The sequence below is a fragment of the Bacillus sp. FSL K6-3458 genome (assembly GCF_038005045.1).
Lineage (GTDB): Bacteria > Bacillota > Bacilli > Bacillales > Bacillaceae > Bacillus > Bacillus altitudinis.
Genome location: NZ_JBBOSI010000001.1, coordinates 1,424,199 through 1,447,023 on the forward strand (window position 1 = coordinate 1,424,199; position 22,825 = coordinate 1,447,023).

Annotated in this window: 20 protein-coding genes and 1 riboswitch; of the genes, 18 read left to right on the plus strand and 2 right to left on the minus strand. The window is 42.7% G+C overall.

Going from position 1 to position 22,825, the window contains the following annotated elements; translation table 11 throughout:
• The first annotated feature begins 53 nt into the window (after positions 1 to 53).
• From polX to MHH23_RS07495, 13 genes are all read left to right on the plus strand, one after another.
• A complete protein-coding gene (polX, locus tag MHH23_RS07435; protein ID WP_178930442.1) occupies positions 54 to 1,766 on the plus strand; it encodes a DNA polymerase/3'-5' exonuclease PolX in 1,713 nt (570 codons plus the stop codon).
• A gap of 21 nt (positions 1,767 to 1,787) precedes the next feature.
• Positions 1,788 to 4,145, plus strand: coding sequence for an endonuclease MutS2 (locus MHH23_RS07440; protein WP_340960130.1), 2,358 nt, complete (start codon positions 1,788 to 1,790; stop codon positions 4,143 to 4,145).
• 14 nt (positions 4,146 to 4,159) lie between these two features.
• Positions 4,160 to 4,564, plus strand: coding sequence for a DUF350 domain-containing protein (locus tag MHH23_RS07445; protein WP_007501637.1), 405 nt, complete (start codon positions 4,160 to 4,162; stop codon positions 4,562 to 4,564).
• Positions 4,565 to 4,726: 162 nt separating this feature from the next.
• A complete protein-coding gene (locus MHH23_RS07450; protein WP_073413717.1) occupies positions 4,727 to 5,182 on the plus strand; it encodes an Imm63 family immunity protein in 456 nt (151 codons plus the stop codon).
• Between the two features lie 100 nt (positions 5,183 to 5,282).
• Positions 5,283 to 6,992: an AMP-binding protein gene (locus tag MHH23_RS07455; RefSeq protein WP_144610573.1), complete on the plus strand. Its 1,710-nt coding sequence runs from the start codon at positions 5,283 to 5,285 to the stop codon at positions 6,990 to 6,992.
• A gap of 174 nt (positions 6,993 to 7,166) precedes the next feature.
• Positions 7,167 to 7,751: a TetR/AcrR family transcriptional regulator gene (locus MHH23_RS07460; RefSeq protein ID WP_017358246.1), complete on the plus strand. Its 585-nt coding sequence runs from the start codon at positions 7,167 to 7,169 to the stop codon at positions 7,749 to 7,751.
• Between the two features lie 25 nt (positions 7,752 to 7,776).
• Entirely contained in the window at positions 7,777 to 8,556 is a 780-nt protein-coding gene (locus tag MHH23_RS07465; protein ID WP_039964089.1) for an enoyl-CoA hydratase, read from the plus strand.
• A gap of 31 nt (positions 8,557 to 8,587) precedes the next feature.
• Positions 8,588 to 9,361 carry an electron transfer flavoprotein subunit beta/FixA family protein gene (locus MHH23_RS07470; protein ID WP_025207753.1) on the plus strand — a complete coding sequence of 258 codons (774 nt, stop codon included), beginning with the start codon at positions 8,588 to 8,590 and terminating at the stop codon, positions 9,359 to 9,361.
• Positions 9,362 to 9,405: 44 nt separating this feature from the next.
• Positions 9,406 to 10,383: an electron transfer flavoprotein subunit alpha/FixB family protein gene (locus tag MHH23_RS07475; RefSeq protein ID WP_017358243.1), complete on the plus strand. Its 978-nt coding sequence runs from the start codon at positions 9,406 to 9,408 to the stop codon at positions 10,381 to 10,383.
• A gap of 75 nt (positions 10,384 to 10,458) precedes the next feature.
• Positions 10,459 to 11,937, plus strand: a complete 1,479-nt coding sequence (locus MHH23_RS07480) for an alpha-N-arabinofuranosidase (protein WP_256688569.1) — start codon at positions 10,459 to 10,461, stop codon at positions 11,935 to 11,937.
• 246 nt (positions 11,938 to 12,183) lie between these two features.
• The gene (trxA, locus tag MHH23_RS07485; protein ID WP_007501629.1) at positions 12,184 to 12,498 is read left to right on the plus strand and encodes a thioredoxin; all 315 of its coding nucleotides are present in this window, start codon (positions 12,184 to 12,186) and stop codon (positions 12,496 to 12,498) included.
• A gap of 139 nt (positions 12,499 to 12,637) precedes the next feature.
• The gene (gene uvrC / locus MHH23_RS07490) at positions 12,638 to 14,410 is read left to right on the plus strand and encodes an excinuclease ABC subunit UvrC (RefSeq protein ID WP_024718633.1); all 1,773 of its coding nucleotides are present in this window, start codon (positions 12,638 to 12,640) and stop codon (positions 14,408 to 14,410) included.
• A gap of 61 nt (positions 14,411 to 14,471) precedes the next feature.
• A riboswitch (Lysine riboswitch) is annotated at positions 14,472 to 14,649 on the plus strand.
• A gap of 131 nt (positions 14,650 to 14,780) precedes the next feature.
• On the plus strand, positions 14,781 to 16,016 hold the full coding sequence (locus tag MHH23_RS07495) for an aspartate kinase (RefSeq protein WP_035701939.1): 1,236 nt from the start codon (positions 14,781 to 14,783) through the stop codon (positions 16,014 to 16,016).
• A 168-nt stretch (positions 16,017 to 16,184) separates the two neighbouring features.
• Here the strand turns inward: MHH23_RS07495 and MHH23_RS07500 are convergent, their stop codons facing one another.
• Entirely contained in the window at positions 16,185 to 16,628 is a 444-nt protein-coding gene (locus MHH23_RS07500; RefSeq protein ID WP_008345974.1) for a YslB family protein, read from the minus strand.
• Positions 16,629 to 16,911: 283 nt separating this feature from the next.
• Here MHH23_RS07500 and MHH23_RS07505 point away from each other — a divergent pair, with 283 nt between their 5' ends.
• The 5 genes from MHH23_RS07505 to MHH23_RS07525 all read left to right on the plus strand — a co-directional run bounded on the left by MHH23_RS07505 (position 16,912) and on the right by MHH23_RS07525 (position 21,454).
• Positions 16,912 to 17,520, plus strand: a complete 609-nt coding sequence (locus MHH23_RS07505) for a succinate dehydrogenase cytochrome b558 subunit (RefSeq protein WP_007501622.1) — start codon at positions 16,912 to 16,914, stop codon at positions 17,518 to 17,520.
• A gap of 37 nt (positions 17,521 to 17,557) precedes the next feature.
• Positions 17,558 to 19,318 carry a succinate dehydrogenase flavoprotein subunit gene (sdhA, locus tag MHH23_RS07510; RefSeq protein ID WP_007501620.1) on the plus strand — a complete coding sequence of 587 codons (1,761 nt, stop codon included), beginning with the start codon at positions 17,558 to 17,560 and terminating at the stop codon, positions 19,316 to 19,318.
• 1 nt (position 19,319) lies between these two features.
• Positions 19,320 to 20,084, plus strand: a complete 765-nt coding sequence (gene sdhB, locus MHH23_RS07515) for a succinate dehydrogenase iron-sulfur subunit (RefSeq protein ID WP_008345969.1) — start codon at positions 19,320 to 19,322, stop codon at positions 20,082 to 20,084.
• A 123-nt stretch (positions 20,085 to 20,207) separates the two neighbouring features.
• Entirely contained in the window at positions 20,208 to 20,666 is a 459-nt protein-coding gene (locus MHH23_RS07520; RefSeq protein WP_007501614.1) for an acyl-CoA thioesterase, read from the plus strand.
• Between the two features lie 71 nt (positions 20,667 to 20,737).
• Complete coding sequence (locus MHH23_RS07525) at positions 20,738 to 21,454, plus strand: biotin--[acetyl-CoA-carboxylase] ligase (protein WP_041506811.1); 717 nt, start codon at positions 20,738 to 20,740, stop codon at positions 21,452 to 21,454.
• Between the two features lie 142 nt (positions 21,455 to 21,596).
• Here the strand turns inward: MHH23_RS07525 and MHH23_RS07530 are convergent, their stop codons facing one another.
• Entirely contained in the window at positions 21,597 to 22,727 is a 1,131-nt protein-coding gene (locus MHH23_RS07530; protein WP_340959188.1) for a 2-methylaconitate cis-trans isomerase PrpF family protein, read from the minus strand.
• Positions 22,728 to 22,825 lie beyond the last annotated feature (98 nt).

The window sequence follows — 22,825 nt, forward strand, 5'->3', positions numbered from 1 at the left end:
GGAAAGTTTGTATATTTATATAGGAAGATGCCAAAGTGGCTGGAGGATGAGAGATGAATAAAAAAGATATTATCAAACTTCTTGAAACAATTGCAGTCTATATGGAGCTAAAAGGAGATAATCCTTTTAAAATTTCTGCCTTTCGTAAAGCAGCTGCGGCACTGGAACAAGATGACCGCAGTCTTTCTCAAATAGATGACCTATTAGCATTACCCGGCATTGGAAAAGGAACCTTTGCTGTGATCACAGAGTATATCGAAAAAGGACAGTCTGAAACACTCGAACAATTAAAAAAAGAAGTGCCTGAAGGACTTGTCCCGCTCTTAAAATTGCAAGGACTCGGCGGGAAGAAGATTGCTAAGCTCTACCAAGAGCTTGGTGTTCACGATGCACAGTCTTTAAAAGAAGCATGTGAAGCGGAAAAAGTACAAACGCTTGCTGGGTTTGGCAAAAAAACAGAAGAAAAGATTCTTGCCGCTCTTGAGGAGGCGGGAAAGCAGCCAGAACGACTGCCAATTGGTTTTGCATTAGATGTGGCAGAACGAATTGATCATGCGCTGGAACAGATGGAGGGAATCATCCGTTTTTCAAGAGCGGGCAGTTTAAGACGTGCGCGTGAAACGGTCAAAGATTTAGATTACATCATTGCGACTGATAATCCTGAACAAGTGAGAGAACAACTTGTTGCTCTTGATGATGTCAAAGATGTCATTGCGAGCGGTGATACGAAGGTATCGGTCATGCTTGCACTTGATTTTGAAATCAGTGTAGATTTCCGGCTTGTGACAACAGACCAATTTGCCACAACGCTGCACCATTTCACTGGCTCAAAAGATCATAACATTCGTATGCGACAGCTTGCGAAGGAGCGCGGTGAGCGTATTAGTGAATATGGGGTTGAAACGATCGAAACTGGGGATGTGAAAACATTTGAAGACGAAAGCGCTTTTTATGCACATTTCCAACTTCCGCTCATTCCGCCAGAAATTCGTGAAACCGGAGCAGAGATTGATTCGTATAAAGAAAGTATGCAATTTGTAGACCGAAAAGATATCAAAGGCGACCTTCATATGCACTCGACATGGAGTGATGGCGCTTTTTCTATTCGCGAAATGGCAGAGGCATGTATCGCAAAAGGCTATGAATACATGGCGATCACAGACCACTCACAATATTTAAAAGTAGCAAACGGTTTAACAAAAGAACGTTTGCGTTTGCAAGCAAAAGAAATTGACAAGCTGAATCAAGAATTCGAGCATTTTCACATTTTCAAAGGGGTCGAAATGGATATTCTGCCGGATGGATCGTTAGATTATGATGATGATTTTCTAGCAGACATGGATTTTGTCATTGCGTCTATTCATTCTAGCTTCTCTCAGCCGGAGGAAGTCATTATGGAGCGCCTAGAAAATGCCTTGAATAATCAGCATGTGGATTTAATTGCCCATCCAACTGGCCGTTTGATCGGTAGACGAGACGGCTATGCCTTAAATATTGATCAGCTCATAGAGCTTGCGAAAAAAACGGGCACTGCACTGGAACTCAACAGCAACCCGTCAAGACTTGATTTAAAAACAGAGCATTTAATGAAAGCAAACGAAGCGGGTGTGAACATCATGATCAATACAGATGCACACAACATCGCCATGCTCGATCATATGGACGTCGGTGTCACAGCTGCAAGAAAAGGATGGACACCAAAAGCAAATGTCGTGAATACATTTTCACTCAATGAGATGAAAAAGTTTTTAACGCGTGACAGGTAGTCGTTAGGAGGCTGGACCATGCTGCAACAAAAAGTGTTAGCATCATTAGAATTTCATAAAGTAAAAGAAAAAGTCATGTCCTATACTGCTTCGACTTTAGGAAAAGAAAAAGCGCAGGACTTAATACCACTCACAGATATCGAGAGCATTCAGCATCTGCTAGAAGAGGTAGCAGAAGCGCAAGATGTGATTCGTTTAAAAGGATCTGCGCCGTTTGGCGGGTTAACGGATATTAGACAAGGAGTCAAACGAGCAGAAATAGGCAGTATATTAAGCCCTTCTGAGCTGATGGAAATTGCGGCGCTGTTATATACCACAAAAAACATGAAGCACTTTCTCGCCTCTATGTATGAGGACGGAGTAGAGATACCTCGTCTTCATACATATGCAGAATCGCTGATTTTACTGCCAGACGTGAGAAAAGAAATCGAAAGCTGTATTGGTGATAATGGAGAAGTGCTTGATCACGCAACGCCAGCCCTCCGCACCATACGAACGCAGTTACGATCACTAGAATCAAAAGTGCGAGATAAATTAGAATCAATGATTCGTTCACAATCTGCCTCGAAAATGCTGTCAGACACCATTGTGACCATTCGTAATGATCGGTTTGTCATTCCCGTAAAACAAGAGTACCGCTCGAATTATGGAGGGATTGTTCACGATCAATCTTCTTCAGGCGCAACTCTTTTTATTGAGCCGCAGGTGGTCGTAGATTTAAATAACACCTTGCAGCAAACTCGTCTAAAAGAAAAGCAAGAGATTGAAAAGATTTTGCAAATGCTGACAGCGAGTGTGTCAGAGCACATTGATGAATTGCTTCATAATGTGAATGAACTTCAGACATTAGATTTTATTTTCGCCAAAGCCAAATATGCAAAAGCAGAAAAAGCCACAAAACCTACTGTGAATAACCAAGGGGAGATTTATTTAAAACGGGCAAGACATCCCCTATTGCCCCGAGATCAGGTTGTGGCAAATGATATTGAGCTGGGCAAAGATTTTTCTACGATCGTCATCACGGGTCCAAATACAGGCGGTAAGACCGTCACTTTAAAAACACTCGGACTTCTTACGCTGATGACGCAGGCAGGTCTTCATATTCCAGTCGAAGAAGGATCAGAAGTGGCTGTATTCGATCAAGTCTTTGCTGATATTGGAGACGAGCAGTCTATTGAACAGAGCTTGAGTACATTCTCATCTCATATGGTCAATATTGTGGATATCTTAAAGCATTTGACGTCTAATTCACTCGTGTTATTTGATGAATTAGGTGCGGGGACAGATCCTGCTGAAGGTGCAGCACTTGCGATGAGCATCTTAGATGAAGTTCATCAAACAAATGCGCGCGTCATCGCAACGACTCACTATCCTGAGCTGAAGGCATACGGGTATAACCGAGAAGGCGTCACAAATGCGAGTGTAGAGTTTGATATTGAAACCTTATCCCCTACATATCGCTTGCTCATCGGGGTGCCGGGACGAAGTAATGCATTTGAAATTTCCAAGCGTCTAGGGTTGCCTCATCATTTAATTGATCGTGCAAAAGCAGATATGCATGCAGAACATAATGAAGTCGATCAGATGATTGCTTCATTAGAAGACAGCAAAAAACAAGCAGAAGAAGAACTGCATGAGACGGAATTCTATAGAAAAGAAGCAGAGAAGCTCCATAAAGAATTGCAAAAACAAATCCTTGAATGGAGTGAACAAAAGGACAAACTGCTGGAAGAAGCCGAACAAAAAGCGGCAGAAAAAATTGAACAAGCAACAAAAGAAGCAGAAGAGATTATTCAAGAGCTTCGGTCCATTAAAAGTGAGCATCGTTCGTTCAAAGAACATGAACTCATTGATGCGAGAAAGCGTCTTGAAGAAGCTGTCCCTGAGTTTGACCGTAAGAAAAAACCAGAGCCGGTGAAAAAAGCAGCAAGACAGCTAAAGCCAGGCGATGAAGTCAAAGTGCTGACGTTTGGCCAAAAAGGAACGCTCATCGAACAAACGGGTAACAAAGAATGGAGTGTCCAAATGGGCATTCTAAAAATGAAAGTAAAAGAAAAAGATATGGAATTTATCAAATCAGCACCGGAATTTAAGCAAGAGAAAGCCATCACGGCGGTCAAAGGAAAAGACTATCATGTATCACTTGAGCTTGATTTAAGAGGAGAGCGTTATGAGAATGCCTTAAGCAGAGTCGAGAAATACTTAGATGATGCCGTCTTAGCTGGCTATCCGCGTGTGTCGATCATTCACGGTAAAGGCACTGGCGCCTTGAGAAAAGGGGTCCAGGAATTATTAAAACAGCACCGTAGTGTAAAAAATGCTCGTTTTGGAGAACAAGGCGAGGGAGGATCAGGCGTCACCATCGTCGAATTAAAGTAAAAAGGAGAAAACGCATGAAAGCCTTTTGGGAAAATGAACTTGTGGAAATTGCCGCCTATTACAGCGTGGCCGTCCTATGTCTTGTCTTATTTCTTACCATATTTGAACTCGTGACCTCCTATAAAAACTGGGAAGAGATTCAGCGGGGGAACTTAGCTGTTGCTATGGCAACCGGCGGGAAGATTTTTGGGATTGCCAATGTCTTTCAGCATTCCATCGCCCAGCACAACTCGCTTCTTCAAATGGTCGGATGGGGCGTATACGGCTTTGTGATGCTGCTCGTCAGCTATTTCATTTTTGAATTTTTAACACCACGATTTAAAGTAGACAAAGAGATTGAGAATGATAATAGAGCGGTCGGGTTTATTTCACTCATTATTTCTGTTGGGCTGTCTTATGTAGTAGCAGCCGGCATTTAAGGAGACGACATGGAAAAACTAGCCAAAGTATTAATTGTAGTTGCCTGCACTTTTGCGGTTATTGGTGCCGTTTACATGTTCCTGTAAAATGAAGAATACATTCTAGAAAGCTGTCAGGGAAAACCTTGACAGCTTTTCACTCATCAAAGGCGGCGAATCAGAATGAATCAAATCTTGCAAAAAGACGAACTCATAAAGCGCATTGACAGTTGTCTCAAAAAGACATCTCTTCCCCAAGACATATATGAACCGTATATTGCACGTCCTTTTCAAACGACTGGTTTTTTTGATGATTTGAGCCCCTATATTGAAATTGATCCAGCCGGCTATATTCTTATTCAATATGAACGAGGGATTAAAGTGCTTCATAAAAGAACAAAAGAGGCGGATGAAGTCGTTTATTGGATTTTAGAAGACACCATCTTTCTAACTGTGCATCTAGACATGATGAGACAATATCAAGTGGACAACATCCAAACACATTTACCTAATGACCCTAGTATCCATAAACAGATTGTGGAGAGAGTCCATGAGTCATTTCGTGAGATCGGTGGATTATACGAAAAGTGGCATCATGAAGGGAAAAGAGCCTCTATAGAAACACCGGCGAAAAAATGAAGATGTGTCATGGAACGAGCTCGATTTGAAAAAAGCAAACAGCCATAAGGAAAAGTTTGCTATAATAAAATAGTACGAAAGTTCAGGAAGGAGGGTTTTTATGCAGTCAGATAAACGTTGGCTTCTGCATTACCCGAATCAAATTCCCCACGAACTCACCATCCCAAATGAAACGTTGCAATCTTACTTATTCAGCTCCGCAGAGGCAGCACCTGAGCATACAGCCATTCATTTTTTAGGAAAAAACATCACCTACCAGCAGTTACAAGAAGATGCACTGAAATTAGCCAGTCACTTGATTGACATCGGTGTCAAAAAAGGCGACAGAGTAGCGATTATGCTGCCAAACTGCCCGCAATCGGTGATTTCTTATTATGCGGTTTTAATAGCAGGCGGCATTGTCGTTCAAACCAATCCGCTTTATACGGAGAAAGAACTGGAATATCAAATGGAGGACAGCGGCTCTAAGGTGCTGATCACTCTCGATCTACTGTATCCAAAGGCCTATAAAATGAAAGCGCTGACAAGTATGGAACATTTGATCATCACAAAATTACAAGATTACTTGCCATTTCCGAAAAACATATTGTTTCCGATTGTCCAGCGAAGGAAAAACAACATGGTCATCCAAGTGGAGAAGAGTGAGACCATTCATCATTTCTCACAGATCATGAAAGAATCGTCAGGAGAACGGATTCCGCAAATATCCTTTCAACCGAAAGAGGATGTCGCAGTTTTGCAATATACAGGCGGAACGACCGGTTTACCAAAAGGAGTCATGCTCACACACGAAAATATAGTAGCCAATACAGAAATGTGTACATCCTGGATGTATAAAACGAACCGTGGAAAAGAGCGGATTCTTGGGATCATTCCGTTCTTTCATGTATACGGCATGACGACCGTGCTAAACCTTGCAGTCAAAGAAGGTCATCAAATGATTCTTCTTCCGCGTTTTGATGCAGCGGATGCCTTGAAGACCATTGAAAAACAGAAACCGACGCTGTTCCCAGGAGCGCCAACGATGTATATTGCCCTGCTTCATCATCCGAATATTGAAAAGTATGACCTATCATCCATCACCGCATGCTTAAGCGGATCGGCTGCTCTTCCTGTTGAAGTCAAACAGAGTTTTGAAAAACTAACAGGAGGAAGGCTGGTGGAGGGGTATGGACTTTCAGAAACTTCTCCTGTCACTCATGCCAATTTCTTATGGGGAGCGAACAAAATAGGAAGTATCGGGTGCCCTTGGCCGAATACAGATGCCGGTATTTATTGTGAAGAAACGGGTGGACTCAAAGCGCCATATGAGCACGGAGAGATTATCGTCAAAGGTCCTCAAATCATGAAAGGATACTGGAATCAGCCGGAGGAGACTGCGGCAGTGTTAAGAGACGGCTGGTTTTTCACAGGAGATATTGGGTATATGGATGAGGATGGTTTTTTCTATATCGTAGACCGGAAAAAGGATGTCATCATCGCGAGCGGCTATAATATTTACCCAAGAGAGGTTGAAGAAGCCCTTTATGAGCATGAGCTTGTACAAGAAGTGGTTGTGGCGGGTATTCCAGATCCGTATAGAGGGGAAACAGTAAAAGCCTTTGTTGTCCCGAAAAAGGATGCCTATGTAACAGAGGATGAACTGGATCGTTTTGTTAGAACAAGAATTGCCTCATTTAAAGTGCCGCGTGTCTACGAATTTAAGGAATCACTGCCTAAAACGGCTGTAGGGAAAATCTTGCGCAGAGTGTTAATTGAAGAAGAAAAAAGAAAGCAATCATCTTCAACAGAAGAACCAGTCGATCAATGAGAGAATGAACCAGCATCATCCGGTCAAGCGGCCGGATGATTTGAATTGTACGTGTCTGCTCTGGTATGCTAAAGGTTGAAAAGAAAGAAGAACATCACTTGACAAATCACTCGTTTCTTTTTAACATAAAGTTATGAATGAATGCTCATTCAATTTAGAAAGGGACGAAGCACATTGAAGCAGAAAAGACCGAAGTACATGCAAATTATTGATGCAGCCGTTGTGGTGATTGCAGAGAACGGCTACCATCAATCACAAGTTTCAAAAATTGCCAAACAAGCAGGGGTAGCAGACGGAACCATTTATCTCTATTTCAAAAACAAAGAGGACATTTTGATCTCGTTGTTCAAAGAAAAAATGGGACAATTCATCGAACGGATGGAAACAGATATTCAAAAGAAACCGTCTGCCAAAGAAAAGCTTCTTCTCCTCATTCGAGAACACTTTCGCCTGCTATCGCAAGACCATCATTTGGCCCTAGTGACACAGCTTGAACTCAGGCAGTCAAACCTTGAACTGCGCCAAAAAATCAATGAGGTGCTGAAAGGGTATTTAAATATGCTAGACTCCATTTTAACCGAAGGAAAGAAGACAGGAGAATTTAGACAAAATCTAGATGTCCGCTTAGCGAGACAAATGGTATTTGGGACGATTGACGAAACCGCTACAACATGGGTCATGAATGATCAAAAGTATGACCTGCCTGCACTCGCAGAAAGTGTACATGATCTTCTCTTAAACGGAATACATCAATCTTAAAGACAATTGAAAAAGGATGATTGACATGGAAAAAATACTTAGCTTACACCAAGACGAACAGACAGCACTCATCACGATTCAACACCCACCTGCAAATGCCTTATCCTCTCAGCTTCTCACTGAACTCAACGACATGTTTGATCAGCTTGAACAAAACAGTGAAGTGAGAGCGATTGTCATTCATGGAGAAGGTAGATTTTTCTCAGCAGGTGCTGATATTAAAGAATTTACGACCTTGCAGGAAGAGTCTGATTATGCCAGCCTTGCAGACAGAGGACAGCAAGTGTTTGAACGAATTGAACAATGTCCAAAGCCGGTGATTGCTTCCATTCACGGGGCAGCATTAGGCGGCGGGCTTGAGTTGGCGATGTCGTGTGATATTCGAATCGCAACAAAAGATGCAAAGCTGGGACTGCCGGAATTAAATCTCGGTATTATCCCAGGATTCGGCGGAACGCAGCGCCTGCCTCGCTATGTTGGATCAGCTAAAGCACTTGAAATGATGGGGACAGCTGAGCCGATTACAGGAGAAGAAGCATTTGCCTGCGGACTTGTTTCAAAACTTGCGGAAACAGAAGAAGAAGCGCTGGAATCAGCCAAAACATTGGCTGCGAAATTTGCAGCGAAAAGCCCTAAAACGCTTGAGTATGTGCTTGAGTTATTGAATGCGACAAAAGTGTACTCATATGATGGCGGAATGAAGCTGGAAGCCAAAAAGTTTGCTGAGGTGTTCCAGTCGAATGATGCCAAAGAAGGCATCCAGGCTTTTATCGAAAAGCGCAAACCGAATTTTAAAGGGGAATAAGGGATTAGTACGACACAAGGGGGAGAAATGAATGAATATTTTTGTTTTAATGAAGCGTACGTTTGACACGGAAGAGAAAATCTCTATTCAGTCTGGTGCTATTCAAGAAGATGGGGCAGAGTTCATTATTAATCCTTATGATGAGTACGCAATTGAAGAAGCGATTCAGCTTCGGGATGAGCACGGGGGAGAAGTAACGGTCGTGACAGTTGGCAATGAAGATGCGGAGAAGCAGCTTAGAACAGCACTTGCAATGGGCTGCGATCAAGCCGTTTTATTAAATGTTGAAGATGATTTGGAGGAGTGGGATCAGTTTTCCGCTTCTACGATTCTATATCACTATTTCAAAGATAAAGAAGCTTCCTTAATTTTAGCAGGGAATGTAGCGATTGACGGCGGGTCTGGACAGGTGGCCCCGCGTCTTGCTGAATTACTCGGCTTTCCATATGTCACAACCATTACAAGTATTCAAATCGACGGCGGCACTGCTTCAATTGAGCGAGATGCAGAGGGGGATGTGGAAGTGATTTCTGCCGAGCTCCCGCTAGTGGTCACCGCGCAGCAAGGTCTCAATGAGCCTCGTTATCCATCGTTACCAGGCATCATGAAGGCAAAGAAAAAGCCTTTAGAAGAATTAGAATTAGACGACCTAGATTTAGATGAAGACGATGTGCCATATAAAATCAAAACCATTGAACGTTTTTTACCGGAGAAAAAAGAGGGTGGCAAGGTGCTGAGCGGCGAGCTTCAGGATCAGGTCAAGGAACTGACAGACCTGCTAAGAAATGAAGCAAAAGTCATCTAAACATCCACTTTACGATATCACGAGAACAAGGGGGAGCTTAAAGGATGAGTAAAAAAGTTGTTGTACTTGGAGAAAGTCGTGACGGTAAATTAAGAAATGTGACGTTTGAAGCGATTGCTGCCGCTCACGAGGTGGCTGATGGCGGTGAAGTGATTGGCGTTTTAATAGGGGATCACGTCAAAGACCAAGCGGATGAACTGCTTTATTATGGAGCGGATCATGTGATGATCGTCGAGCACCCGCATCTTTCTTATTATACGTCTGATGGTTTTGCGCAGGCGCTTCAGGCAATATTAGATCAAGTCAATCCTGATGCAGTGCTGTTCGGTCATACATCGATCGGAAAAGACTTGTCACCAAAAATAGCTGCACGCCTGCAAACAGGCTTAATTTCAGATGCAATAGATGTAAGCGTTACCGGTGAACATCTTGTTTTCACTAGACCGATTTATTCAGGAAAAGCTTTTGAAAAAGTCATTTCAACAGATCGTCTGCTTTTGGCTACTATCCGTCCAAACAACGTGGCACCGCTGGAGCGTGATGCGTCACGCAGCGGAGAAGTAACGCCAGTTTCTGTCGATATTCAAAACCTAAGAACGATCGTGAAGGAAGTCATTAAAAAAACATCAGAAGGTGTAGATTTATCTGAAGCGAAGGTCATTGTCGCAGGAGGCAGGGGGGTCAAGAGCAAAGAAGGCTTTGAACCGCTGAAAGAACTTGCCCAAACGCTTGGCGCAGCAGTCGGTGCCTCGCGTGGTGCATGTGACGCTGACTACTGCGATTATGCCCTGCAAATTGGTCAAACCGGTAAAGTGGTCACACCTGACCTTTACATTGCCTGCGGGATTTCAGGAGCTATTCAGCATTTAGCCGGTATGTCCAACAGTAAAGTCATTGTTGCGATCAACAAAGACCCAGAAGCTGAAATCTTCAAAATTGCCGATTACGGAATTGTCGGTGACTTATTCGAAGTCGTTCCGCTTTTAAATGAAGAGTTAAAAAAGATGAATATCCATTCTTAACGCTCATACACTCAGAATGCCTAGGTATTCTGGGTTTTTTTGTATGTCATCACGAAACAAAGGAGCGGTTTACAAATGAATGGGATAGTAAAAATCAATGAAGTCATTGGACGCATTTCTAAACACATCTATGGACACTTTCAAGAGCATTTAGGAAGAGGAATTTATGACGGCATTTGGGTAGGGAAAGACTCATCGATTGACCATATTGAGGGGATTCGTACCGATGTACTAAAGGCACTTCAAGCCTTACATATCCCGGTGCTGAGGTGGCCGGGCGGCTGTTTTGCAGACGAGTATCATTGGGCAAACGGCGTCGGTGATCTGAGTGAACGAAAGCCGATGGTGAATACTCATTGGGGTGGCACCGTTGAATCAAATGCGTTTGGTACACATGAATTTATGAGACTGTGTGAATTACTTGAATGTGAGCCTTATATTTGTGGAAACGTTGGAAGCGGCTCTGTTCAAGAATTAGCAGAATGGATTGAATATATCACATTTCCTAAAGGGACACCTATGTCGGATTGGCGGATTCAAAATGGAAAACAAGAACCGTGGGAGCTGACGTATGTTGGTGTAGGCAATGAAAGCTGGGGATGTGGTGGAAATATGACGCCAGAGTATTATGCAGACTTATATAAACGCTACCAAACGTATGTGAGAGAGTTTGCTGGTCAGCGCATTTACAAAATCGCATGTGGTGCGAATTCAAATGATGTGAATTGGACAAAAGTATTAATGGAGCGTGCAGCGCCATGGATGGATGGGCTCAGTTTGCATTACTATACGGTCCCAGGAACATGGGAGAAGAAAGGGTCAGCGACCGATTTTGATGAGGATGAGTGGTTTACAACGCTGAAAAAGGCGTCTGAAATGGAGCGGCTTGTTGTAGATCACGGAGAGATCATGGATCGTTATGACCCAGACAAGCGAATCGGGATGATTATTGATGAATGGGGGACATGGTATGATCCAGAACCGGGGACAAATCCAGGGTTTTTGTATCAGCAAAACACATTAAGAGATGCTTTAGTCTGTGCCTTGCATTTTCATATTTTTCATCGCCATTGCCAGCGGATTCATATGGCGAATATTGCCCAGACCGTCAATGTGCTGCAAGCGATGGTGTTAACGCAGGACGAAAAGATGCTCCTGACACCTACCTATCACGTATTTCACATGTTTCAAGTGCATCAAGAAGAAGAAGCGCTTGAAGTAGAATTGAATGTCCCTTCATATGAACGCCGGGGTGAAAAAATCCCTCAAGTCAGTGTGTCAGCCTCGCGGTCATCTGACAAGATGCATATTAGTTTATGTCATGTGAATCCCCATGAAAAAGCAGACGTATCTCTTGCGATAGAGGGAATCGATGCAAAAACGAAGGTCACTGGCCGTGTGCTGACTGCTGATCGGATGAATGCGCACAACACGTTTGATGATCCTCATTCCGTTCAGCCTGCGGACTTTCGGCAATTTGCTGTTAAGCACGGCGAGCTGACTATTGATCTGCCGCCTATGTCGGTTGTAATGTTGACCGTTGATCTGGCTTGATCGCATATTTCAATGTTTGATGAGAAGAATGTTGGGGCATCATACATTGTAAATGAAGCGGAAAGGGAGTTATGTCATATGCTTAGAACCATTCTGATGATCATCGGTGCGATTGTTGTTATTGGTGCGATCATACGGTTTGTTTTTTAATTCATTTCATAAAAAATGATTCGTAAGCATTTCATTCGCAAGTCACATTGGTAGATGCTATACTAAAAAGCATAATTTACATTGGAGGAATGAATAATGGCAATCGTAAAAGCTACTGACGCAACATTTTCACAAGAAACTGCAGAAGGTGTTGTTCTTGCAGACTTTTGGGCACCTTGGTGCGGACCTTGTAAAATGATTGCTCCAGTTCTTGAAGAACTTGATCAAGAAATGGGCGATAAAATGAAAATTGTAAAAATTGATGTGGATGATAACCAAGAAACTGCTGGTAAATACGGCGTTATGAGTATCCCAACACTTCTTGTTTTAAAAGACGGTGAAGTCGTCGAAACGTCTGTTGGTTTCAAACCAAAAGAAGCACTAGCTGAGCTTGTAAACAAACATCTATAAACCGATCTATGCCCGCGTGGCATGATCTCAAAAGCGGTTCTCGTATAGTCGAGAGCCGCTTTTCTTTCATCGTGGTATAAAACAAATGTTCGTGATACACTAGAAGGAGTGAAAGTGGAAAACAAGGACGGATGAAAATATGAACAAATTGATCAAAGAAAAGCTGTCAGTCTTACCTGATCAACCAGGCTGTTACTTAATGAAAGATAGACAAAATACGATCATTTATGTGGGAAAGGCAAAGGTATTAAAAAATAGGGTCCGCTCTTATTTTACAGGATCTCATGATGCCAAAACGCAGCGGCTTGTCAGTGAAATCGAAGACTTTGAATACATTGTCACCTCTTCAAATATTGAGGCACTTATTTTAGAGCTGAATTTAATCAAAAAATATGACCCGAAATACAATGTCATGCTCAAGGATGACAAAACGTACCCTTTTATTAAAATTACGAATGAACGTCATCCTAAGCTGATTGTCACCCGCAATGTGAAAAAGGATAAAGGGAAATACTTCGGTCCATATCCGAACGTACAAGCAGCAAGAGAAACGAAAAAGCTGCTCGACCGTTTATATCCACTTAGAAAATGTGCGACACTCCCTGACCGAGTCTGCCTTTATTATCATCTTGGGCAATGTCTTGCTCCGTGTGTGTATGACATTTCTGAAGAAACGAATAAGCAGCTCGTCGATGAAATCACAAGATTTCTAAACGGAGGACATCAGCAAATCAAGAAAGAATTAACAGAGAAGATGCAGGAAGCGGCCGAACAATTAGAATTTGAGCGGGCAAAAGAACTGAGAGATCAAATCGCTTATATCGACTCAACGATGGAAAAGCAAAAGATGACGATGAGTGACTTATCTGATCGCGATGTGTTTGCCTATGCTTATGATAAGGGCTGGATGTGTGTCCAAGTCTTCTTCATCAGACAGGGGAAATTAATCGAACGTGATGTCAGCCTATTTCCGATGTATCAAGACCCTGAGGAAGAATTTCTCACGTTTATGGGGCAGTTTTATGAAAAGAACAACCATTTTCTGCCGAAAGAAATTTTGGTGCCGGACAGCGTTGATCAAGAGTTGATTGAGCAATTGCTTGAAACGAATGTTCATCAGCCGAAAAAAGGAAAGAAAAAGGATTTGCTTTTACTTGCCCACCAAAACGCCAAAATTGCTCTCAAAGAAAAGTTCTCGCTTATAGAGCGTGATGAAGAACGGACAATTGGTGCAGTGGAGCAGCTTGGCGATGCACTCAATATTTATATGCCATACCGGATTGAGGCGTTTGATAACTCCAATATCCAAGGAGCAGACCCCGTATCAGCTATGGTTGTCTTCCAAGACGGGAAGCCGTATAAAAAAGAGTACCGAAAATACAAAATTAAAACCGTTGAGGGGCCCGATGATTATGCTTCCATGCGTGAAGTCATTAGAAGGCGGTATACCCGGGTGTTAAAGGATGAACTGCCGCTTCCTGACTTGATTTTAATCGACGGAGGAAAAGGACAGATCAACGCAGCCATAGATGTGCTCGAAAATGAATTAAATCTGTCTGTTCCTGTGGCAGGTCTAGTGAAAGATGAAAAACACAGGACATCGAATCTTATGATGGGTGATACGCTTGAAATTGTTGCGCTCGAACGGAATAGTCAGGCCTTTTATTTATTGCAGCGTATTCAAGATGAAGTGCACCGATTTGCGATTAGTTTTCACCGGCAGCTGCGGGGGAAGAATGCATTCCAGTCTATTCTAGACGATGTCCCAGGTATCGGGGAAAAGCGCAAAAAGCAGTTGCTGAAACATTTTGGCTCTGTGAAAAAGATGAAAGAAGCCTCTATCCAGGATTTTCAGGACGCTGGTATTCCGAAACAAACGGCTGAACTTTTAATGGAGGCATTAAAAAAATAGATTGTACTTTTTCCAAAAGTCTGTTAAGATGTGACTAATTTAATAAATGAACGTGTTGTTTGTTGAAGATAGAGGTGCGAACTTCAAGAGTAAGCCTTCAGAGATCGATGGGATCTAGGAAGAGGGCTGAAAGGGGAGCGTCGCCGAAGTGAATAAAATCCACTCATTTTATTCGCTGGCTGTACATTGAAGAAATGTAGGGCTGTCAAGAATTGATTTCTTGGAGGGCTATCTCATTGTTTGCATCGTTTGATGATGGTTTTAAAGCAATGGGAGATTTGTTCTCTCATTGCTTTTTTATTTGCAGTGAACAGAGCAGTCTCCGCAGCCTCTTCTCTCACACGTGATCTTTTGAAAAAGGGTGGTAGACATGGGACTAATTGTACAAAAATTTGGTGGAACATCTGTTGGATCGACAGAAAAAATTCGCAACGTCGCAGAGAGAGTCATCGCTGAACGCGAGGCAGGAAATGATGTGGTCGTGGTTGTGTCTGCGATGGGCAAATCAACGGATGTTCTAGTAGACCTAGCGAAAGAACTCACAGATGATCCAAGCAAAAGAGAAATGGATATGCTACTGACAACTGGTGAGCAGGTGACCATTTCATTATTAGCAATGGCACTCCAAGCAAAAGGTTATGATGCCATTTCCTTTACAGGCTGGCAAGCTGGGGTGAAAACAGAGAAGGTGCACGGAAATGCAAGAATCGTGGACATCGATGAAGCAAGAATCAAAGAAGAACTGAGTGCGGGAAAAGTCGTCGTTGTAGCAGGTTTCCAAGGAATTGCGGATGATCTACATATTACAACACTTGGGCGTGGTGGATCAGATACGACAGCAGTGGCACTAGCTGCGGCACTCAAAGCGGACAAATGTGATATTTATACGGACGTACCAGGTGTGTTTACAACAGATCCTCGTTATGTACCGTCTGCGCGAAAACTTGCAGGAATTTCATACGATGAAATGCTTGAGTTAGCCAATTTAGGAGCAGGTGTGTTGCATCCGAGAGCGGTCGAATTTGCGAAAAATTATCAAATCCCACTAGAAGTCCGTTCTAGTATTGAAAATGAATCGGGTACGTTAATTGAGGAGGAATCATCCATGGAACAAAATTTAGTTGTAAGAGGCATTGCATTTGAAGATCAGATGACACGCGTGACGGTATGCGGCCTTTCAAGCGGTTTAACAACGCTATCGACGATTTTTACGACACTTGCAAAGCAAAATATCAATGTCGATATCATCATTCAGTCTGTCACAAGCACCAATCAGACCTCCATCTCTTTCTCTGTGAAAACGGATGATTTGTCTAAAACAGTTGAAGTATTAGAAGAATACAAAGGTGCGCTTGGTTATGAGCAGATTGAGACAGAAAGCAAATTAGCCAAAGTATCTATCGTTGGCTCTGGTATGGTCTCAAACCCAGGCGTTGCGGCTGAAATGTTCGCTGTGTTAGCTCAAAAAGACATTCAAGTGAAAATGGTCAGTACGTCTGAGATCAAAGTCTCAACAGTCGTTGATCGTGAAGATATGGTGAAAGCTGTAGAAGCCCTTCATGATGCGTTTGAATTATCAAAGGTGAGCGCCGCAGCTCATTCTTAAATCTTCAAAAGAGGTGTATTCCGTAAAAAGATACACCTCTTTTTTATATTGGAAATCATCAGCATATGAAGAAAGAAAAACATGCGTAAACCGGTACGTCAACTGTGCTATGATAGAAGGGTATATAAAAAAGGCGTGACACGAAGTCCTCGCCTTTCATAAGCAGTGTTAGCTAGGGTCTCTTAAATCCCATTTAACGGTTAAAATGACTTTATCAGCACGCTTTTTTACTTGTTCATAGGATTCAGCCACGTGCTCATTGAGAAGCTGAATCTGTTCAGCGATAAAACCTGCTTCCATTTGAAAGCATGGCTCCTTTTGATAGCTGAGTCGATTCGATACAAGTGGACCTTCGAGCTCAAACTCAATTTCCTGTTTTTTAGAATGGACCATCGTGAGAGTTCCCCATCCGGCATCATGGAAAAATTCGGGGATCTTTTCCCATGACTCTTGAGGAAATTTACGAGCAAGCAGTTTACCCGCAAAATACATCATAGATGAATGATCCTGACCAAGAATGTCAGGCAGCAGAACTTCGCGTATCAGCTCGTAGGCAAATCCATTGACTTCAATTTCTTTTAGCTGTTCTAAGTTAGATTCGAATTTATTCATTGTATGGCTCCCCTCTTTCAACAATTTATTATAGCTTATGTGGGCATATGATGACAGAGTTTTCCCTGAAGTCTAAGAAATTCTTATTGTAGTAAAACGAATTTTGATTTAAAACTTTTAAATTTCGGAAAATTTTAATTTATGTACGCGGTTTCTTGACGCTTTTTTGACATAGGAGTAAAATGAAATTGTCAATAAATTTGAATAAAGTGCTTACAATTGAAAGAAGCGGGGGTAAGACAATTTTCAAGCAATTGCACTTTTTTTACTAGGGGGTAAAGTAATGTCGGGGAACAAAGAATTTTTTTATCGGAGATTGCATTCTTTGCTTGGCGTCATTCCGGTCGGTCTATTTTTAGTACAGCACTTAGTGATTAACCACTTTGCGACGAATGGACCAGAGGCGTTTAACAAAGCTGCACACTTTATGGAACAGCTTCCATTCAGATATGCACTTGAGCTGTTCGTGATTTTCTTACCACTGATCTATCATGCTGTTTATGGGGTGTACATAGCCTTTACGGCACAAAACAACACGTCTCGCTTCAGTTACTTAAGAAACTGGTTGTTCAGACTGCAACGGATTACAGGTATCATCACATTGATTTTTGTCACTTGGCACGTATGGGAAACACGCATTCAAGCGCAGCTTGGAGCTGAAGTAAACTATGACATGATGGCGAATATTTTAAGCTCTCCATTTATGCTAGGTTTCTATATTGTCGGTGTTTTATCTACTATTTTCCACTTTGCTAATGGCTTGTGGTCATTTGCTGTCAGCTGGGGAATTACAGTTTCACCACGCTCACAAAGAATCTCCACATATGTGACATTAGGTATATTTATAGCGCTTTCATATGTAGGGCTAAGAGCAATTTTCGCTTTTGTTTAAGAGGAAATAGATTAGTAGAAGAGGGAGAGGGGCTACAATGAGTAATTCTAGCATCATCGTTGTCGGAGGCGGCTTAGCTGGTCTCATGGCAACTATCAAAGCAGCAGAAGCGGGAACAGCTGTTAAACTATTTTCAATCGTACCTGTGAAACGTTCGCATTCTGTTTGTGCACAGGGCGGAATTAACGGAGCGGTCAATACAAAAGGTGAAGGAGATTCACCTTATGAGCATTTTGATGACACGGTATATGGCGGAGACTTTTTAGCTAACCAGCCGCCAGTAAAGGCAATGTGTGAAGCAGCGCCGTCCATTATCCACTTACTTGATCGTATGGGTGTAATGTTTAACAGAACACCAGAAGGATTACTGGACTTCCGCCGTTTCGGGGGAACACAGCACCACCGTACAGCATTTGCTGGTGCGACAACAGGTCAGCAGTTATTATATGCACTAGATGAGCAGGTTCGCCGTTATGAAGTAGCGGGGCTTGTGACGAAATATGAAGGCTGGGAATTCCTTGGCGCTGTCTTAGATGACGAGGAAGTATGCCGAGGCATTGTCGCGCAGAACTTGACGACAATGGAAATCGAATCCTTCCGTTCAGATGCTGTCATCATGGCAACAGGCGGCCCTGGTATCGTATTCGGTAAATCAACGAACTCCATGATTAACACTGGATCTGCTGCATCCATCGTCTATCAGCAAGGGGCGCATTACGCAAATGGAGAATTCATTCAAATTCACCCAACAGCGATCCCAGGAGATGACAAGCTGCGTCTCATGAGTGAATCAGCTCGTGGTGAAGGTGGACGTGTTTGGACATATAAAGACGGAAAACCTTGGTACTTCCTTGAAGAAAAGTACCCAGCATACGGGAACCTTGTACCGCGTGACATTGCAACGCGTGAAATTTTCGACGTATGTGTGGAGCAAAAGCTTGGGATCAACGGAGAGAACATGGTGTACCTAGATCTTTCTCACAAAGATCCAAAAGAGCTTGATATTAAGCTTGGTGGAATCATTGAAATCTATGAAAAATTCATGGGTGATGACCCGCGTAAGCTTCCGATGAAAATTTTCCCGGCTGTTCATTATTCAATGGGCGGATTATGGGTTGATTATGATCAAATGACGAATATCAAAGGCTTGTTTGCTGCCGGAGAATGTGATTACTCTATGCACGGCGGAAACAGACTTGGTGCAAACTCATTGCTTTCTGCGATTTACGGTGGAATGGTTGCTGGACCAAATGCTGTGAAATACATTAGTGGTCTTGAAAAGTCTGCAGAAGATTTATCATCTGCAACATTCGACAGTGCCGTGAAGAAAGAGCAGGAGAAATGGGACAACATCCTTAGCATGGATGGCACAGAAAATGCATATGTGCTTCATAAAGAGCTTGGAGAATGGATGACGGACAACGTTACAGTGGTTCGTTACAACGAGAAGCTCTTAAAAACAGATGAGAAGATTGAAGAACTGATGGAGCGCTATAAGCATATTAACATCAACGATACAGCTTCATGGAGCAACCAAGGCGCTGCCTTCACGCGTCAGCTTGACAACATGCTTCAGCTGGCACGTGTCATTACGATTGGGGCTTACAACCGGAATGAAAGCCGAGGCGCACACTATAAACCGGAATTCCCAGAAAGAAACGATGAAGAATTCCTAAAAACAACGATGGCTACGTTCAAAGGGAAAAACCAAAAACCTGCATTCCACTATGAGGACGTCGATGTATCGTTAATTGCACCTCGTAAACGAGATTACTCGAAGAAAAAGGTGGAGAAATAAGATGAGTGAAAAAAACACGATTCAATTTATTATCACACGTCAAGATACAGCAGATGGCAAGCCTTATGATGAGGAATTCGAAATCCCTTACCGTCCGAATATGAACGTCATTTCTGCACTCATGGAAATCAGACGTAACCCGGTCAATAAAAAAGGTGAAAAAACAACGGCTATTAACTGGGACATGAACTGTCTTGAAGAAGTATGTGGCGCTTGTTCCATGGTCATTAATGGAACGCCTCGCCAGTCATGTACAGCACTAATTGACAAGCTAGAGCAGCCGATTCGTCTTCAGCCGATGAAAACTTTCCCGGTTGTGAGAGACTTGCAGGTTGATCGAAGCCGTATGTTCAATTCATTGAAAAAAGTCAAAGCATGGGTGCCAATCGATGGCACATATGATCTTGGACCTGGACCAAGAATGCCTGAGAAAAAGCGTCAATGGGCGTATGAGCTTTCAAAGTGTATGACATGTGGTGTCTGCCTTGAAGCTTGTCCAAACGTAAATGATAAGTCTTCCTTTATGGGCCCTGCACCGCTTTCACAAGTTCGTTTATTTAACGCACATCCGACAGGTGCAATGAATAAGTCTGACCGCTTAGAAGAAATTATGGGTGATGGCGGTCTTGCAAACTGCGGGAACTCTCAAAACTGTGTGCAGGCTTGTCCGAAAGGAATCCCGCTCACAACATCAATTGCAGCACTTAACCGAGATACAACTTTACAAGCTTTCCGTAACTTCTTCGGAAGCGATCACGCAGAATAACATCACATTCAGTCCTCCTTGCCAATCATGATGAGTGTTTACAAGAGGCTGGATGCAAAAACATAACAAACGCCTCTTCCAATACGGGAGAGGCGTTTTGTTTGCGAATAAGGAGTGGATCAAATGAGGCTGCCGTCATATATTGAAGAGCCGTTTGAAGAGTGGAGGGCATCGTTTCGTTTTTATGTGGAAACAACCGTCCGTTTTTCAGAAACGGATATGTTTGGTCACATGAACAATGTCACCCCGTTTGTGTATTTTGAAGAGGCACGGATTGCCTTCTTTCAAAAAACGGGAATTGTAGATAAACGAATGAAGCGAGCGAGAGAGACGATTACGGTCGTGGCAAACCTTCAATGTGATTACATCAAGCAAGTGGAAATCGGTGAGAGGCTGCGTGTGTATGTAAAGCCAGAAAAGGTTGGATCAAGCTCTCTCATCCTTCATTATTTAGGAGAAAATGAACAGCAAGAACCGTGTTTTACAGGCTCAGTCACCATGGTGCAAATAAGTAAAGACACCGGTGCCCCTGTACCGTTTACAGAAGAGGAAAAAGAGACTTTTCAGGCCCAGCGACATTAAAGAATCACGGGTGAATGCTTCATTTTGTTATAATAAAAGAATCATAATGAAGAAGAAACAAAGGAGAGCACATGAAGATTTTTCAATACGACACCATTGATAGTACAAATAATGAAGCGAAAAGGCTTATTCAGCAAGGAGAAACCCCTTCATTTGCTGTATATGCCCGGCAGCAGACAGCAGGGAGAGGCAGGCTTGGCAGACCGTGGGAAACACCTACAGGGAATGTGGCTGTCACGATGACAGTAAAACCGCCAGTAGATATCTCCACCCAATCAACGATTGCCCCGCTGACGGCACTCGCCATTTATGATGTACTCAAACCACTCATGAGAGCAGAGGATCAGCTGGCAATCAAATGGCCAAATGATCTATTGATTAATGAAGCGAAAGTATCTGGCACATTAATTGAAGCAGACCGCAGCGCTATTTACATCGGTGTGGGCATCAATGTAGAGACAAAGCCGGAGCACGTTCCGTATAAAACCGTTTGCCTATCAGAACTGACTGAGGTGAAAGCGGACCAGCTAGTGAAAGATTTGGCAGCGGCCTTTGAAAAATACCATGCACGCTGGCAAATGGAAGGATTTGAAGCCCTCATAGCTCTCTATAACAAACGATTATATCGGCTGAATCAACCGCTTCGTATTTCATTAGATCGTGAAAAGCAAACATGGCAGGAAGGGATTTGCTGTGGTGTGAACCGTTATGGTCATATTCAGTTAAAAGATGATCAAGGACATATAAAAGCCCATTCAGCAGGAGATATTGATGCACCGCCCAAGTAGACAATTTCTTGTTCTATGAGTGTGTAGACAAACCGTTGCATTCGGTGTTAGAACGGAGTTGCTTTAAGATCTTCAAACTGAAAAAAGACAAAGAGCTAAAATCAGTTCATTTTAGCTCTTTGTCGACATGATGACGTCTCATTTATGCTTCTCTTTTTATTTGAGGTTGAACCATGTAGTCTTTTTTTGTAAAGACCACTCCATCTAGGATTTCTCTTGCGGTTCGAATGACTTTCACTCTGTTTTGTGAGATATCAATTTCAGTTTGCATAATACCAGCAGGATGACCAATTCGAAGTGTATCATCTTGACCTTGAAAAAGCTGTGCCGGAAGCGTTTGATCCATGAAACAGCTGGCTGACACACAGACAGATCCGGTAATGGCAAGTGCTTGGTGCGGTCTTTGCATCGATAGCATCCGAACGATGATGTCCATATCTGCTGCTCTTCTCAATATTCCATTTGTATCTACATAATCAGCAGGCTCGCTAATAATTGCAAGCTTAGGAACAGCTGGAGACTGTAATGTGGCCAGTTCTTTTGGTGCAAAGTGGCACATTTCAGCAGCGATGGAACGAATCTCTTCTAAATCATCCAGCAATTCGTCTGTAAACTCCTCAGGCAATTCAGTTCCTTTTAATTGAATATCTTTGGCACGGATAAAGGCGATTGGATTTGCAATGTCAACGATTGAGATCGGAATCTCTCCAAACTTTGTCTGGATCGTATCCATTTTGTTTCCAGTCGGAAAGGTTTTACCTGTGACAGCGCCTTCAGGTTTTTCAAAGGATAAATAAATGGGAGAACCTTTTCCTTTCACTCCTGGAATTTCTGCCTGTCCTTCAAATTTCACTTCTCCGTTCTCGACTTCTACCTCTGCCACAATGATTTTATTCGTGTTGGTATTCAGAATACGTACTGTTGTGACAGGCTCAACTGCTTGGACAAGTCCTTTAATGATGGCATACGGCCCAACTGCTGATGAGATATTCCCGCAGTTTCCTTTAAAGTCCACAAATCTTTCATTGATGCTGACTTGTGCAAACGTATAGTTCACATCCACATCTGGACGAGTGGCTTTATCGATAATGGCCACTTTGCTTGTTAAAGAATTGCCGCCCCCGATTCCATCAACCTGTAGCCGGTCAGGGCTGCCCATAATGTCTAATAGAAATGCTTCGAGCTCATCGTGTTCGTAAGGTGCATCATTGGCTTGAATGAAGACCCCTTTGCTTGTACCGCCTCGCATGATTGTGATTGGAACTTTTCTCATTGATCTCACCCTCAATTGTTTAGTTACTATTTATCTAATCAAAATGGTAAAGTATAATAAGAAATAAGTTAAATACATTATTTTAAGAGAAAACGATA